General features: G+C 39.4%; 17 protein-coding genes. 9 read left to right on the forward strand and 8 right to left on the reverse strand.

All coding sequences use genetic code 11. From position 1 onward, the window contains the following. Positions 1-458: 458 nt before the first annotated feature. On the reverse strand, positions 459-1,754 hold the full coding sequence (locus HGR01_RS21575) for a chloride channel protein (RefSeq protein WP_045874081.1): 1,296 nt from the start codon (positions 1,752-1,754) through the stop codon (positions 459-461). A gap of 263 nt (positions 1,755-2,017) precedes the next feature. Between HGR01_RS21575 and HGR01_RS21580 the strand changes: the two genes are divergently transcribed. Then, entirely contained in the window at positions 2,018-2,236 is a 219-nt protein-coding gene (locus tag HGR01_RS21580; RefSeq protein WP_045874080.1) for a hypothetical protein, read from the forward strand. A 497-nt stretch (positions 2,237-2,733) separates the two neighbouring features. Here the strand turns inward: HGR01_RS21580 and HGR01_RS21585 are convergent, their stop codons facing one another. From HGR01_RS21585 to HGR01_RS21595, 3 genes are all read right to left on the reverse strand, one after another. After that, positions 2,734-3,540 (reverse strand): basic amino acid ABC transporter substrate-binding protein, encoded by an 807-nt coding sequence (locus HGR01_RS21585; protein WP_045874157.1) that lies wholly within the window; start codon positions 3,538-3,540, stop codon positions 2,734-2,736. A gap of 132 nt (positions 3,541-3,672) precedes the next feature. Then, positions 3,673-4,098 (reverse strand): hypothetical protein, encoded by a 426-nt coding sequence (locus HGR01_RS21590; protein WP_045874079.1) that lies wholly within the window; start codon positions 4,096-4,098, stop codon positions 3,673-3,675. Between the two features lie 16 nt (positions 4,099-4,114). Next, entirely contained in the window at positions 4,115-5,074 is a 960-nt protein-coding gene (locus tag HGR01_RS21595) for a hypothetical protein (protein ID WP_081584149.1), read from the reverse strand. A gap of 369 nt (positions 5,075-5,443) precedes the next feature. Here HGR01_RS21595 and HGR01_RS21600 point away from each other — a divergent pair, with 369 nt between their 5' ends. From HGR01_RS21600 to hisC, 4 genes are all read left to right on the forward strand, one after another. Next, the gene (locus HGR01_RS21600) at positions 5,444-5,752 is read left to right on the forward strand and encodes a hypothetical protein (RefSeq protein ID WP_045874078.1); all 309 of its coding nucleotides are present in this window, start codon (positions 5,444-5,446) and stop codon (positions 5,750-5,752) included. Positions 5,753-5,904: 152 nt separating this feature from the next. Continuing rightward, positions 5,905-6,342: an arsenate reductase ArsC gene (locus HGR01_RS21605; protein ID WP_045874077.1), complete on the forward strand. Its 438-nt coding sequence runs from the start codon at positions 5,905-5,907 to the stop codon at positions 6,340-6,342. A 17-nt stretch (positions 6,343-6,359) separates the two neighbouring features. Next, positions 6,360-8,174 (forward strand): PAS domain S-box protein, encoded by a 1,815-nt coding sequence (locus HGR01_RS21610; protein WP_045874076.1) that lies wholly within the window; start codon positions 6,360-6,362, stop codon positions 8,172-8,174. Between the two features lie 245 nt (positions 8,175-8,419). Continuing rightward, a complete protein-coding gene (gene hisC / locus HGR01_RS21615; protein ID WP_045874075.1) occupies positions 8,420-9,487 on the forward strand; it encodes a histidinol-phosphate transaminase in 1,068 nt (355 codons plus the stop codon). Between the two features lie 22 nt (positions 9,488-9,509). Here the strand turns inward: hisC and HGR01_RS21620 are convergent, their stop codons facing one another. Next, positions 9,510-9,704, reverse strand: a complete 195-nt coding sequence (locus HGR01_RS21620; protein ID WP_045874074.1) for a hypothetical protein — start codon at positions 9,702-9,704, stop codon at positions 9,510-9,512. A gap of 118 nt (positions 9,705-9,822) precedes the next feature. On the opposite strand from HGR01_RS21620, the gene HGR01_RS21625 reads away from it, so the two are divergent. The 4 genes from HGR01_RS21625 to bioU all read left to right on the forward strand — a co-directional run bounded on the left by HGR01_RS21625 (position 9,823) and on the right by bioU (position 12,812). Further along, entirely contained in the window at positions 9,823-11,073 is a 1,251-nt protein-coding gene (locus HGR01_RS21625) for a hypothetical protein (protein WP_045874073.1), read from the forward strand. 70 nt (positions 11,074-11,143) lie between these two features. Continuing rightward, positions 11,144-11,314 carry a DUF305 domain-containing protein gene (locus HGR01_RS21630; RefSeq protein ID WP_309227650.1) on the forward strand — a complete coding sequence of 57 codons (171 nt, stop codon included), beginning with the start codon at positions 11,144-11,146 and terminating at the stop codon, positions 11,312-11,314. A gap of 28 nt (positions 11,315-11,342) precedes the next feature. Continuing rightward, complete coding sequence (locus HGR01_RS21635; protein ID WP_045874072.1) at positions 11,343-11,537, forward strand: heavy-metal-associated domain-containing protein; 195 nt, start codon at positions 11,343-11,345, stop codon at positions 11,535-11,537. Between the two features lie 252 nt (positions 11,538-11,789). Then, entirely contained in the window at positions 11,790-12,812 is a 1,023-nt protein-coding gene (bioU, locus tag HGR01_RS21640) for a (S)-8-amino-7-oxononanoate synthase BioU (protein WP_045874071.1), read from the forward strand. Positions 12,813-13,030: 218 nt separating this feature from the next. Here bioU and HGR01_RS21645 read toward each other — a convergent pair whose 3' ends face one another. The 3 genes from HGR01_RS21645 to HGR01_RS21655 all read right to left on the reverse strand — a co-directional run bounded on the left by HGR01_RS21645 (position 13,031) and on the right by HGR01_RS21655 (position 16,263). Further along, entirely contained in the window at positions 13,031-13,588 is a 558-nt protein-coding gene (locus HGR01_RS21645; protein WP_045874070.1) for a hypothetical protein, read from the reverse strand. Between the two features lie 103 nt (positions 13,589-13,691). Then, complete coding sequence (locus HGR01_RS21650) at positions 13,692-14,912, reverse strand: type II secretion system F family protein (RefSeq protein WP_045874069.1); 1,221 nt, start codon at positions 14,910-14,912, stop codon at positions 13,692-13,694. 226 nt (positions 14,913-15,138) lie between these two features. Then, the gene (locus HGR01_RS21655; protein WP_045874068.1) at positions 15,139-16,263 is read right to left on the reverse strand and encodes a type IV pilus twitching motility protein PilT; all 1,125 of its coding nucleotides are present in this window, start codon (positions 16,261-16,263) and stop codon (positions 15,139-15,141) included. Positions 16,264-16,277: the final 14 nt, after the last annotated feature.

The raw sequence follows: 16,277 nt of genomic DNA on the forward strand, positions 1-16,277 counted from the left end.
GTTTCAGGGAAAATCCCCGATACTGTCATGACTAATCAATAAAACGTTTGTTTGTATTTTTATTGATTACTAATTTAGACAATTCATGATTAATACTTAAATTTTATGAAAATTTATCATGTACCAGAGAAATATCCCAGTATTTTTACGAAGGTTAATGTATTCTTAATAGATAATTTATCTAGTCTTTATAAAAAATGATTGACGTTTGGTTGGATACCCTTAAATCCCGTTAAAAAGGGGAGTCAGGGGGATCGAAACGTTACGGGGCTAAGTTATAAGACTTGTGGGTACACCGTAGCCCTGTTCTGTCACTCTCCGCGAGGGTAATCCCTAGAAACCTCATCAGGCAATCAATACAAGCTATCCTATTAGAAAAAAATCGTGTTAACCCTTGGTAGATAAAAGCTCGCTTAATTCAGAAATGGCAAATGTTTTCGGAGAGTGACAAAAGCGGGTTAATTAGCTACCTCTGTTTGATGCTTGAGTTGAGATGCAATCAAGGGAACTTTTGGAGCGAGGAAAAATCCCATTAAACTGGCAAAGAGTATTGGTGTGAAGGGACTGAAGTTAGTGAGTTTTGATAGCAACAAAGTTGTGCTAATGGGTGTGCGTGTCACGGCTGCATTAATCGCCGCCATTGTACAAATCATTGCTAAAGCAGGATGAACTCCGGGAATTAAGATGGCTACGGCTTTACCTATACAAGCGCCAGTAAAAAATAAGGGGATGATAAATCCACCCCGCCAACCGCCTGTAACTGTCATGCTGATAGCTGCCATTTTACCCAAGGCTAATATCAACAAAAACATCGCCGGAAGATTAGTATTGACGACAGATTCTAATTCTTCATGGCCAAAATAACGGGTAAGCGGTAAGACAACGGCTAAAGCGCCTAATCCTAAACCTGCTAGTGTGGTACGGAAATATATGGGGCCAGGAATACGAGAAAAAGCGCGATCGCAAAACCGAAAAATCGCTATAAAAATCCAGCCCGCAACTGCGCCTAAAATCCCAAAGGCGATCGCTAAAGCAAAATCATCTATGTTGGCTAAGTTATATTGGGGAAAATTCCAGGTAGGTGCAATTCCTAAATGTGTAATTGCAGCAAATACCAAGTAGCTAGCGCAACTCGCAACAATCGCTGGCATCAAAGCTTCGTAATATTCCACAATATGCTGATGATGCAAAATCTCTAAAGCGAACATTGCACCACCCAAAGGAGAACCAAACAAAGCAGTAAAACCAGCCGCCATCGCTGCTAAACTCATGGATCTCAAATCTTCTCCTTGGAGTTTAAGGCGATCGGCTACCCACGTACCAAAAGAACCAGTTACTTGCACTAGAGGCGCTTCTGGCCCAGCACTACCACCAGCTGAGATACTAACTAGGGAAGCAAGAATCATTGAGGGATTTTTGCGAGTATCCAGCCTTCCGCCGCGAAAGTGGATATTATCGACAATCAACGCGATTTCGCCTGGATTTCCCAAAAAATGAATCACCAAGCCCACTAATAAACCGCATAGTGGCATTACTAGCAGCAGACTCAAACCCTCAAAGCGTTGGAGTTTGTGAATAATTAGTTCTAGAACATTCCAATACAAACCAGCAAATATACCACTCGCAGTCCCCACAGCAGCCCAACATAGAACCCACCTAGAAATCATGAGTGGATTGCGCCTTGCCAAGCCAAAAAGTTGCGACAATGTCCAACGTTGAGTTTTATTCCCCCCTGGGGGCTTATTTGGTAGCACTGCTGAATTTCCTGTTTTGAAACGAAATATACAGAACCTTTACGTCTTCTATAGTAAAGGTTATTGGCTGCGCTCAATCATTGCTAATCCTAAACTGTAGACTAAGCACCAGTTATCATCATGGGTTTTACTCTTGTACAGACGCGATTAATCGCGTCTGTACAACTCAGCACTTTCCAGCTAATAATAATTTAAGCCTCCAGATAGTGTGTGCTTAGTAACTAGAAAATCTAAGCTTGGCGTATAAATTTGGGGAAATATTCATGAATAAAGAAACTGTTCCTAGCCAAGCCGAAAAGATGAATCCGGAGGCAGATGCATCAGAATTAAGTCCAGAGGTACTGGATAAAATTAAGCACCCAGCAAAAATGGATGATGTGATTCGAGAACAATCAGCAGAAGAACGTAGATCTAACCCTGCTTTAGTACCAGAAATGCTGGATGAACCAACTGATGAAATGATTGGATTTACTAAAGAATAGACAAATAAATTCTTTGTAGGGGCACGGCATCCACAATCTTGTGGTATGTCAAATTATCTTACTGGTGCCGTGCCCTACTACTTATACCAATTCAAATCATGTTTGCGACACATCAATATATGTATGCTAGAAGGCACGGCAATGCCCATACGTGTCAACTTAAGCTAAAAGCGATATAGGGCGGGCGTTGTACAAATACCTCGCGCCCTCATCCCCTAACCCCTTCTCCCCGAGGAGAAGGGGAACTAAATCTCTTGCTCCCTTCTCCCTGTGGGAGAGGGGCTGGGGGTGAGGGCGAAACCTTGCAACCAAGAGGGTTTCACGTTAAGTTGACACCAATGGGCAATGCCGTGTCCCTACAATCTGTCGTATTCTTTTTTCAAATTGGTATTACATACCCATCTCATATTTGATTTTTGAATTTGATATATGATGCGTTAGCGATAGCGTAACGCATCCTACATATAAATATATTTTGTTAAATTTTAATCGGATTACTATACTTTTTCTGGTAATTGTGGCGGCTTGATATTAAACCATTTTTGATAAATTTGTTGATAAGTGCCATTGGATAACAAAATACCTATACCTTGATTAATTGTTGCCAAATAAGGAGAATCTTTAGGTGTAGCGATTCCGTAGAATTCTTCTGTGAGTAAATTGGTAACCACTTTAATACCTTTGAGATTACCATTTTTAATTGCGTATAAAGTAGCAAAGGCATCGCCAACTACCGCATCAACATTACCATTAAGTAAATCTTGAAAGAAATCAGGGCCGGAGTTGTATGTACTAATTTTGGCATTGGGGATTGTTTTAGCAAAATCTGCACCCGTTGAACCAATTTGTACGCCTATCTTTTTACCTTTGAGGCTATCTAAATCTTTGATATCTTGCTTGTTTTCTCGAACTGCGATCGCAAGTCCAGCTTTAAAATAAGGTCGGGAAAAGTCAATGGTTTTCAAGCGTTCCGCAGTAATTGTAATACCGTTAATAGCTGCATCTACTCTTTTGGCTTGCAAAGTAGATATCATCCCGTCAAACGGGAGGCTTTCCCATTGAACTTGTAAACCGACTACCTGTGCGATCGCATTCATCAAATCAATGTCAAACCCTTCTAAATACCCATTGGCATTTTTCATCTCAAAGGGTACAAATGTAGGGTCTGTAGCCACTTTCAGAGTTGTTAATTCTAACTTCGGGCTTGTGGTGCTTGTAGGTTGCAATCCATTACAAGCAATTATGAGTAACAAGCAACTTAAGCCCAAAATTAGTTTACGCCATGTCCTGTTCAGTAATTTCACTTGCAATCAAATGCTCAGGGCGCAGAGTTTATCTTGATTATGAGTTAAATATGATTTTTATTCTTACATATTGAAATATGCATTGCAAGAATTGAGATGCATAATTTAACCAAACATAATATTTTATGTTCACTACATAAACAATTTCCGCATAAAGCGAAGTACATAAACAATATATTCTACCTGCGATTGAGTTTGAGAATTTGACTTAATTTCCTGCAATATTTTTTGCATTTCCGCTAAATTAGCAGGATTAATCCCGATAATTGTGGCTCTAATAATTGCGGCTCTCACACTGTTGAGTGTGTCTTTACATTCTCGCACTGCTTCTCTTAACTTATTAACTTGTTGCCAATTTTTTTCTTCTTGAGCATTGAGCAGTGCAAACTGAAGCTGCGGCAGAATATTTTGTAAATCTTGTTCTAGGTTATCTAGATTTGACACATCTATATAATTGTTAGGAACGGCTTTTAATTGCAGAATTATATCTCGTAATTTTTCTAAAATATCATTACTTTCTGTAATTACAGAATCATCAAAATTGTCTAGATTTTTCATATCTGATTAATTCTTATTAATTTTGACATAATTGAGATTTTAAAGGTTGCGAACGTAAATTATTTTGAGATACTTCTTGGAAAAACCCTTGCAAAGTTTTATCTGCGTTGATCGATTGTTCGATACTATTAATTCTCGATAAAATTGAACTGTAGTCTCTACCAGTAACGGTGTTAGCTACTCCAACAATTTTAGTAATTCGAGTTGCGATCGCTTCAAAACTCAAAGAAGGGTATTCATCAATCAGTTTTGAGAGTTTTCTACCTGTATCAGCTGCTATTAACAGCCTAGATATGGATTCATTTAGTATTTGCTGTTCGGCAGCATTTACTTTTAACCACGCATCTATTTGTTCAGCAACTTGACGCTTAATTTCTTCTGGGCCGATTTGGGAATATGTATTAGGATTATTATACTTTCTCTGAAGCTGTTGTAGTTTCAAACCAATTAGTACCCGTTGCGGATTGTTTGGTTTTGGTGGCTTCTGCTGAATTTGTTTAGCTAAAAGCAGCATTTTGACTGTTAAACATCGCGCTGGTTGGGCAGTTTGAGCTACTATTTTGACACTACCATAGTCGATTGTTTCTAAATTGTTAAAAATCTCTATAGCGGTGTCATATTCTGACTGCAAAGCATCAAGTTCTCGCTCCAAATCTGAAGGCTGATTATTTGATTGATTTTCTCCCGTAATAATTTTATCTACTTCCCTCGGATCGCCAAAATTAATTCTGCGATCGCTAAGTAATTGCTCAACTACAAAATCACGAGAAATCTCAGGTTCTAGAGGTAAGTCATTCAGTTGGTAGATTTTTTTTACTGATGCGATCGCCTCAACCGCCTGATTACGAAAAGTCTCTGCAGTTAATCGCAACATAGTTCTTTTTTCTGGCGTACAACTGCTAAGAGTAGTACTCAGAGTCAAAGCTATGATGAAAATTTTGGCTAAAGATGATTTGTGACTGATTTTGTCTTTCATATTGATATAGTAGGATGCGTTATTAACGCATCCCCCAAGCTTTTGATAAATATAAATTTTTGTATGACTTTAGTCATGGGTAGATTCGTGACTTTTGTCTGAATCATTTTTGATAAAAACCAGCTTTAATAATAACTTGAATCTACCACTTGAGATGGAAACAGTTACTACGGAGCAGATCAGGAAGAGTAGTAACTATCAATTTGCCTCTGAAAGCTTAAGGTGTACTCTACTCGATTCATAGCTAACATCAAGGCAACAGATAAGTCAACAGCAATTAGTGTTCATGTTCCTTATGTTCTTAGAAGCTACTCATTAGTGGCTTCTTTTTCTTCCATTAACTTTACATTTCATTCAAGGATTTTCTTTATGAAAAGGATTCTTGCATCCGGTGTATTAGGTGTTGTGCTAGCTTCAAGTGTGTTAGCAAAACCAGCTTCGGCTCAAATTCAAGTAATTCTTGGAGGTAATGAACGACATGACTGGCGAGAACAGCAATTAGAACGCGATCGCCAGCATAGACTAGAACTCGAACGCGAACGTCAACGCAAACTAGAAATTGAACGCGATCGCCAGCATAGACTAGAACTTGAACGCGAACGTCAACGCAGGCTAGAAATTGAACGCGAACGTCAACGTCGCTTTGAAGAACAACGCCGACACCGCGATCGCTTCTAAAAATTGTTCATATAGAATTTCAAAAATCACAACAAGGGAGGCTAAAAACCTCCCTTTTTCTGAATATTTATCGGTTTGTGTATTTTCCCTGACGGCAAAATCAAGTATGTAAAGTTAAGATTTAGAGTAATATTTATTGCTGAATATAGAAGATGGATTTACCACTTCTCTTAATTCTTTGTACTGGTAATTCTTGTCGTAGCCAAATAGCTGAAGGGGTATTGAAAGAGTTAGCTGATGATTTATTCACAACTCAAAGTGCAGGAATGAACCCAGCTAAAGAAGTACATCCTTTGGCTATAAAAGTAATGCAAGAAATAGGAATAGATATTTCTCAAAATTATTGTAAGCATATCAATCTTTTTCTTGACCAAAAAATTGATACTGTCATTACAGTTTGCGATCATGCAGACCAAAGTTGTCCTACTTTACTATCATCTATTAAACGTCATCACTTTAGCTTTCCTGACCCAGCAGAAGCCACAGGTACAGAAATAGAAAAACTGCAAATATTTCGTCAGGTGCGCGACGATATTAGTAAGCTGTTTTTGGCATACGTAGCAGGAAGACGTGATGCTTTTTCAGCATAGTTACAGGAGTTATGGGAATGTTAATTGATTCACAAAATTTACCCTTAACTATGTTTAATGCCTTAGCTAGCCGCAACGATTTATTTATGGCATTAACAGATAGATCTGGACGTATAGAGTGGGTCAATGAAGCATTAGTGCAACGGGCAGAAATACCAGCAAAAATTTTAATAGGAAAAAAGTTTTTCTCTGTACTGGCTGCTCATGAAAAAACTAATATACAACAAGCTTATATCCGCGAACAATTACTAAAAGGCGAAAGCTTTAAATTTGAGTTTTCTTATATATCAAATAATCAGCAAGAACATTGGCTATTTGTAGATGGTCAGGCTATTTCTAATGCCGAAGGTATCACTACTAACTATGCTGTGATCGCCAATGATATTACACTACGTAAGCTGACAGAAAAAGACTTAGAGCAAACTCGCCAACGTCTCAAGCGACTGGTAGAAAATGTTAAATTAGTACCTTGGGAAGCAGAGGCTAGCACTCATAAATTTACTTATGTAGGGCCACAAGCAATTGATTTATTTGGTTATGAATTGGCGGAATGGTATCAACCACAATTCTGGCGATCGCATATTCATCCTGAAGATTTACCCCATGTGTTAGAACATCAGCAAGTTGCTGCACTCCAACAAGATGACTACATAGTTGAGTATCGGTTTTTAGCTGCTGATGGTAACTGGATTTGGGTCAAAGATATTGTCAATATTGTGCGTTCTCAAGGAGAAGTCACACAACTAATCGGTTTTATTATAGATATTAATCAACCCAAACAAACAGAACTTTCATTACAAGAAGCCTTAAGTAAATTAGCACAAGTAAATCAAGAATTAGAACATCGTGTACAGCGACGTACAACTGATTTAATTCAAGAAAAAGAAAAACTCCAACAAACTCTACAGCAACTACAGCAAGCTCAAGCGCAACTCATTCATCGAGAAAAAATGTCTAGCTTGGGTCAACTGGTAGCTGGGATTGCTCATGAAATTAATAATCCTATTAATTTTATCTATGGTAATCTGAATCCTGCTACAAAATATGTTGAAGATATACTCTATATATTGCAATTATATCAACAGCAATATCCTCAAGCTGATACGACACTACAAGCGACAATAGAAGAGGCCGATCTCGATTTTATTATAGAAGATTTACCCAACCTATTAAATTCTATGAAACTGGGTGCTAACCGCATTCGGGAAATAGTACTATCTCTGCGAAATTTTTCTCGCCTTGATGAAGCGGAAATCAAACGGGTAAATATTCATGATGGCTTGGATAGTACTTTAATGATTTTGCAAAACCGTCTTAAAGCTAAAACTGGTTGTCCCCAAATTCAAGTCATCAAAGAATATGGCCAATTACCGCTACTAGAGTGCTATGCAGGACAACTCAACCAAGTATTTATGAACATTATTGTTAATGCTATAGACTCCTTAGAAGAGTACGATCGCCAGCGTTCGCCTCAAGAAATGTTAGAAAATCCCAGCCAAATCAAAATTTGCACAGAATTAAACAAAGGTGACCCTACTATTGAAGGTAGAGAGGAATTTTATCATAAACCCTACAATATCCAGTCTGCACCAGCAGTTGTAATTCGGATTATAGACAATGGCCCTGGTATTAGCGAAGCTGTTCGCCAACGTTTGTTTGACCCCTTCTTTACCACCAAAGGTATTGGTAAAGGTACAGGATTAGGCTTATCTATTAGTTATCAAATTGTCGTTGAAAAGCATCAAGGACAACTGGAATGTCATTCTACTCCTGGTTATACAGAATTTGCGATCGTGATTCCCCAAGAAAGAATTAAAACAAACTATGCATGACCTTTGAAAAATGCATAATTTCTGTATAGTAAAATCTACAATGGAAACAATACGCCACACTCATCATTGTATTGTCTACCTCTTGTTCACCAAAAAACGATATCTTTAGGAATTGTAGGTGGGAATTAATCTTGGAATTTTTAGATGATAAATTCGGATGCGAGATTTAGACAATCCAAAATCCAAAATCCAAAATCTAAAATCTAAAATTACTTAACCGCCTGTTTTTCTAAGATACCTAGGCTATGACAAAATATTTCCGTTCCAATGTAGATGCAATGGCTAGCTATGTCCCTGGCGAACAGCCACCACGGGGGACAAAAATTATTAAACTCAACAGCAACGAAAACCCTTATCCACCCTCACCAGCAGCATTAGAAGTACTGCGGAATATTGATGGTGAATGGTTGCGGCGCTATCCTGAACCATTTGGGGGAGAGTTTCGCCAAGCTGCTAGTAAAGTTTTAGGCGTTCCTAGCGATTGGATTATCGTTGGTAATGGTAGTGATGAAATTTTAAGCATCATCATTCGTGCTTGTACTGAACCAGGACGTAAGGTAGTTTATCCGATGCCAACTTATGTGTTATATCGCACATTAGTTGAGATGCAAGCAGCAGATATTTTAGAAATTTCTTATCCAGAAGATTATAGTTTGCCTTTAAAAGAATTAATTGCGGCTGATGGTTCAGTCACATTTATTGCATCTCCTAATAGTCCATCAGGTCATGTAGTTCCAAATGAAGATCTGCGAAAATTAGCCAGTCAATTATCTGGGATTTTAGTAATTGATGAAGCTTATGTAGATTTTACAGAATCAACTGCTTTAGATTTAGTCCATGAATACGAAAATGTCATAATTATCCGCACACTTTCTAAAGGGTATTCTTTAGCAGGATTGCGTTTAGGTTTTGGCATAGCAAATCCTAAGTTATTAGATGGATTATTTAAAGTCAAAGATAGCTATAATATTGATGCGATCGCCTGTGCTGTAGCGACAGCCGCTATCACCGATCAAGCCTATAAAAACGCTTGTGTCGCCAAAATTAAAGCATCACGAAATCAGCTAGCATCAGACTTGAAAAAATTAGGTTTTCTAGTTTGGGATTCCCAAACAAATTTTTTACTAGTCCAGCCTCCCCAAGGAAATGCAGAATACCTCTATCAAAAACTCAAGGAACAGAAAATTTTAATCCGTTACTTCAAACAACCAAGATTGGATGATAAATTACGCATCACTATTGGTACTGATGAACAAAATCAAACTTTAGTGCAAGCATTGACTAATTTGCTGGATAGTAAACATAAAGAATAGCGTGATTAGCGATCGCACAATATCACGCAGGTTGATTATCATCAGTTTGAGCCTGTAATTGTTCAACTTGCTCAACCGTTAAACCAGTAACGCGAGCAATTAATGCGATCGCCATTCCCTCATTGAGCATATTTTTGGCAATCTCCTGCGCTTTTTGCTCAATACCCTGTTCTAGTCCTTCTTGTAAAATATCTTGATAAATTACAGATTCGCGCATAATATCACTCCGCAAAGTCTGCAATTATATCAATAGTATCGTGCGTTCTTAACTTAGGAACGAATTACTTAATTTTTTACTCTTAACCATATAGCTTTCAACTGTTCACTATTAACTCATGACTCCAGTAGATATTCTCATTCTCTCCAATGGCCCAGGGGAAGTAACAACTTGGGTACGTCCAGTAGTGAAAGCATTGCGGGAACAACTGGGTAACGATCGCTCTACTGTGAGGATTTCTGTAATTTTATCTCCCTGTCCTAATGCTAGTGGTAAAGAAACTGCGATCGCTCTTTCTTACCCAGAAGTTGATAGAGTTCAGGGAGCAGAGCATTTCTGGCAATTTTTACTCTGGGGAAAAACTGTTGATAATTGGGATTGGAGAAGTCGCGGAGTTGTAGTTTTTCTGGGTGGCGATCAAATTTTTCCGGTTGTCATCGGTAAAAAACTTGGTTACAAGACAGTAATTTACGCTGAATGGGATGCTCGTTGGTACAGCTTGATTGATAGCTTTGGGGTAATGACACCGAAAGTTGCTGGACGTATTCCTCAGAAATATGCTCACAAATTTACTGTTGTGGGTGATTTGATGTTAGAAGCGCAGAGTTCACTTCACACTCAAGACTCAGGAGTCAGTACTGAAATCATTGGTTTATTACCGGGGTCAAAAGCTGCAAAGTTAGCGCAGGGAGTACCATTAACATTAGCGATCGCAGAATACATCCACGCTCAAAGGCCCCAAACTAAGTTTGTCATTCCCGTAGCACCCACTTTAGATTTACAAACTTTAGCTAGCTTTGCTGATGCTCAAAAAAATCCTTTTGTAAAAACCTTTGGCTTCTCTGGTGCTTCCTTAATTGTTCCAGAAGACAGCCAACATCATCCCGTACTCAAAACCGCTAACGGCTTAACTATAGAACTTTCACAAGAAACGCCAGCCTATAAATTATTATCTCAATGTCGTATTTGTTTAACTACTGTAGGCGCAAATACAGCTGAACTTGGTGCTTTAGCTGTGCCGATGATTGTTTTACTCCCCACCCAACAGCTTGATGCGATGCGTTCTTGGGATGGTTTACCAGGCTTGCTAGCTAATTTACCAGGATTGGGTTCGACCTTTGCCAAAGTCATCAACTGGCTATTTCTGAGACGCAAAGGTTTGTTAGCCTGGCCGAATATTTGGGCACAGTCAGAGATAGTACCTGAACTCGTGGGACATCTCCAAGCGCCGGAAATCGGAGAAATGGTCTTAGATTTATTGATTCATCCTGAAAAATTAAAGGAAATGCAACTCAAGCTACGGAATGTCCGGGGTGAAGCCGGCGCAGCGCAAAAATTAGCCAATTTGGTAACAGCAGCAAGTAAATAAATATTAACTTTTCCAAGAATGCTTTTAATCTAGCTAGACTCTCCACCTGACTAGAGAGTTTAGGATAAGTATGGAATTTATCCGGCAAATGATTCCTCACCATGAATCATCTGTAATGATGGCACAGATGGTTGGCGATCGCGCTAACCATACACAAATTCTTGACCTCGCTCAAGCTATCATCAAATCGCAAACTGCTGAAATTCAACAGATGCAGCAATGGTATCAAGCTTGGTCTTGATTAATTTTTTCTTCAACATTTGAAACTTATGACACTTCAACTCACAATTCCCAACATGGCTTGTTCGGCTTGTGCAAACAATATTACCAATGCACTTAAAGTAGTCGATGCCAATGCAAATATTCAAGCAGATCCTCAAACTAAGCTTGTCACTATAGATACTCAAGCTTCAGAAACAGTAATTAAAGAAGTATTAGCTGCTGCTGGCTATCCAGCTAGCTGATTCTTCGGAAATACTGACATCAACTAATTCAGGGGAAAGGTTAAAGGTTTTGTCTTTACCTTTTCCCATTCCCCTTTTTCCCCTTAACCAAAAAGTACTTACCAAGAAATTTTAGTAAAAAACAATTTTAGGAATGGTAGAACCCCGGATAATGAATGATAATTAACCTCTATAGCTAAAAGCCATCAGCCACAGGCCACAAGCTGAAATGCTGAAGGATAAAGGCTGTCGATTCAACTCTACAAATTGACTATGAATCCAGAACAAGTCAAAAGTTCTCTAAATATTTCACCAGCGATACGCGTAGGAGTACTGGGTTTCGGTGGACTCGGACAAGCAGCCGCCAAGGTACTGGCTGGTAAACGGGAAATGATTTTAGTCGCAGCAGCAGATCAAAAGGGTTACGCCTATGCTGCTGAGGGTTTAAAAACAGATGCTTGCATTAAAACCTACCAAGCTCAGGGTTCTTTAGGTTATTTAGAGCCTGTAGGCACTTTAACAAACAATAGTATTCAAGATTTAATCGCCAGCGCTCAACCTGTAGATGGTTATTTTCTAGCTTTACCCAACCTACCCAATGATTTTATTCCCTCAGTAGCCAAAGAATTTATTCAATCTGGCTGGCGGGGTGTATTGGTGGATGCAATTAAGCGTACCACTGCCGTAGAACAACTGCTATCCATGAAAGCAGAACTGGAAGCTGCGGGAATTACTTATATGACAGGGTGCGGTGCAACACCAGGACTATTAACAGCCGCCGCCGCTTTAGCCGCCCAAAGCTATGCCGAAATTCACAAAGTGGAAATTACCTTTGGTGTGGGAATTGCCAACTGGGAAGCTTATCGCGCCACCGTTCGCGAAGATATTGGTCATATGCCTGGTTATACAGTAGAAACAGCCAGAATGATGACCGATGCTGAAGTAGAAGCCTTACTAGATAAAACCAATGGCGTGCTAACTTTAGAGAATATGGAACACGCCGATGATGTAATGTTAGAGTTTGCTGGCATAGTAGGGCGCGATCGCGTTACTGTTGGGGGTGTAGTCGATACACGTAATCCCAAAAAGCCCCTCAGCACCAACGTTAAAGTTACAGGGCGTACTTTTGAAGGTAAAATTTCTACCCATACCTTTACCCTAGGGGATGAAACCAGCATGGCAGCCAACGTCTGCGGCCCAGCTTTTGGCTATCTCAAAGCAGGTAAACAATTGCATCAACGTGGCATCTATGGTATCTTTACCGCCGCAGAAATTATGCCTCAATTTGTGAAGTAATGGGATTTGTTTGTGATTTCTCGGTTTTAATCTAATCACTCCTAAACATCTCTAGAAATAATCTAGGGGCGAACAGCTGTTCGCCCCTAGAAAAGATTTTTTGCAAGGCACTCCCAATGAAAAAAATTTCATCGCCAAGCATAAAAATCTGCCTCCCCAATGTCCCATGCCCCATGCCCATTTTCCATACAGAATTAATTTTCACTAATCTCTAGTTCCTAATCCATAATCTCTAAACCCTCTTCATTCCTGCTTTCTTCTTCAAGATGATGTTGGGGTTTTTGGATGATAAATGGCAATTCTGCTCCTAAAAGACCTCGCTGAATGCGTTCTGAAGTCTCACTAAAAAGTAAAAATAAAGGATATACAGTATTGGCTCCTTCACTCAAAATATGACTGTGACGTTCAGGCATGAGCCACTCATAATCTGTGTCTAAGAGAACTTGAGTTTGTCGCCAACGTCCCAATAATTCCGAAAAATCTTCATGGGGACGATGAATAAAAATTACAATCTCGGCTCCCGTTTTTACTTTCCATTCTGGATCGCACATCAGAATTGCCACATCACAGGGTAAGCAAGTTGTGTGGGTGGCAGTGGTTTCAATTTGCCGCAGACGCACAATAGGCAAAGGAATGGCGATCACACTTTCATCGGGACGGCGCAGGCTAGGAATCATCTCTAAGTAAGGTCGATGCTGTTTTAATAAAGCGATCGCAGTGAGATGATGACTATATTCTGCCAAGCTAGCTTCGTAATCAGATTTTTGCACAAGCATATTTCTGTGAAAGATGAACTATGAAATATGAATTAGAAAATGTTAGGTCTAAGGATGAAATATGACTTATGAGATAATTTCATCCTTTAGCCTTGAGACATTATTAGCCCATCTTTTCAAATACCTTGAACATAGGCAGATACATTGCTAACAAAATTGTACCGACCATACCCCCTAAAACCACAATCATTAGTGGTTCTAAAACACTAGTTAATGCTTTAACTGATTGCTCAACTTCATCTTCATAAAAGTCAGCAACTTTCATTAACATTCCATCTAATTCCCCAGTTTCTTCGCCAATACTAATCATCTGAATTGCCATAGCGGGAAACACTGCGTCTTTTTGCAAAGCAACGCTAATCATGCCCCCTTGTTGAATTTCTATCCGAGCTGCATCGATAGCATTAGCAACAATTTGATTTCCTGATGTATCTCGGACAATTTCTAAACAAGTAAGGATAGGTACACCAGAACGAGTTAATGACCCAAAAGTACGGCTAAAGCGGGCAACTGATGATTTTTGAATCAAATCACCAAATAAAGGCACCTTTAAAGAAATACGGTCGATAGTTAGTTTACCAACAGCAGTTTTGTAATACTGCTTATAGGCAATCGATAAACCGATAAATCCAGCAATAATTACTACAGACCATAAACTGCGGAATATTGCACTACAATCCATTAAAAACTGTGTTAGAGGAGGTAAATCTATACCTATATCTTTAAAGATTTTGGCAAAAATTGGAATTAGAAAAACAGTCATCCCGACAAAGATTGATGTTGCTAAAACACCAACAACCACAGGATAAGACAATGCAGCTTTGATTTGGTTTTGTAGGCGTGCTACATCCTCTAACAACTTCGCTAAACGATTTAATACATCGTCTAGCACCCCACCAATTTCCCCAGCTTGCACCATACTGACATACAAATTATCAAAGCAATCAGGATGTTTCCGCATGGCATCGGAAAGATTTGTCCCACTTTGAACATCATTGCTAATATCATTCAAAGCGACTTTTAATTTAGGATTGCTACATTGCTCAGAAAGTACTCCTAAACTTCTAACAATCGCTACACCTGCATTTGTCAAAACAGCAAATTGGCGAGAGAAAACCGCTTTATCCTTAACAGACACTTTGACCATTGATGTCTGAAATTTCTCAAAATCAAAGCTGAATCCGCCCTTAGACTCTTTCAAGTCTTGAACAACTAAACCTTGGTCTCTCAGATTAGTACGGGCTTGAGCTAATGATTCAGCCGAAAATTTTTCTGTTCTAGATTTTCCTTGTGAGTCCCGCACACGGGCAACATAGGTAGGCATAGATTAATCAATTTCAAATAGTTTAAGGGTCAAAGGTCAAGGGTCAAGGGTCAAGGGTCAATCAATTTTAGATTTTGGATTTTAGATTTTAGATTTGTTCCGTCCCTTGTGGGAGGGGCTTGTACCAAATAAATAATCCAAAATTCAAAATTTAAAATCTAAAATTGGCGCGGTCAAAAGCAATTAATTATCTTGTTCTCCCTTGCACCCTGATTTTTACTCTTCATTAATGAGCTTTTGCAACACCTGCAGCAGGTTTTGCACCTGCTGCTTGTGGTGCGCCACCGATGAGACGTTGAATTTCATCGGGTTTAGAAGTTTTAGACATAGCAGCTTCAAAGGAAATAGTTCCGGCTTTATAATAATCAGCTAAAACTTTTTCTAGTGTTTGCATACCCAATTTACCCCCGGTCTGAATTGCAGAGTAAATTTGAGATGTTTTCCCTTCTCTAATCAGGTTAGAAATAGCAGGAGTAATGATCATAATTTCTTGAGCCATGACCCGACCATATTCACCTGGTTTGGGGTTTTTCTTTGGTACCAAAGTTTGGCTAAACACAGCTACCAAGGAGTTAGATAACTGCACCCTTACTTGGGTTTGTCTTTCATGGGGAAAAACGTCAATAATCCGGTCAACCGTCTGTGCCGCTGAACTGGTGTGCAAAGTTCCAAATACTAAGTGACCTGTTTCCGCCGCAGAAATCGCCAAGGAAATCGTTTCCAAATCCCGCATTTCCCCCACCAGAATAATATCTGGATCTTCCCGCAAAGCTGCCTTCAAAGCATTAGCGAAACTCTTAGTATCTTCACCAAGTTGTCGTTGGTGAACCAAGCTTTTAATTGGTTCATACACAAATTCAATTGGATCTTCTACTGTCAAAATATGCTCTGCCTTGGTGCGGTTAATCAAGTCAATCATTGCTGCCAAGGTAGTGGTCTTACCAGAACCAGTGGGCCCCGTCACCAAAATCAGTCCTCTGGGCTTTTCTGTCATTTCCCGGACTACATCTGGCAACCCTAATTTTTCAAAGTTGGGAATTTTGGAGCTGAGGGCGCGTAAACAAGCAGCGTAGGAACCACGATCCTTATAAACATTGACGCGGAACCGCGCCAAGCCTTTTACACCATAAGAACAATCGAGTTCCCAGGTCTGCTCTAAAGTTTTACGCTGAGTATTGTTGAGCATACTAAAGATCAGCCTTTGACACTGATCCACAGTCAATACATGGTCGCCGATGGGGGTGAGTTTGCCACTAATGCGGAAATAGGGTGGTAAACCGGCGGATAAATGCAGATCTGAACCCCCCATTTCAATCATCTGCTCCATCAAATCTTCAATCATCATCTCCATAATTTTGTCTCCCT

This window comes from Tolypothrix sp. PCC 7712 (assembly GCF_025860405.1).
Lineage (GTDB): Bacteria > Cyanobacteriota > Cyanobacteriia > Cyanobacteriales > Nostocaceae > Aulosira > Aulosira diplosiphon.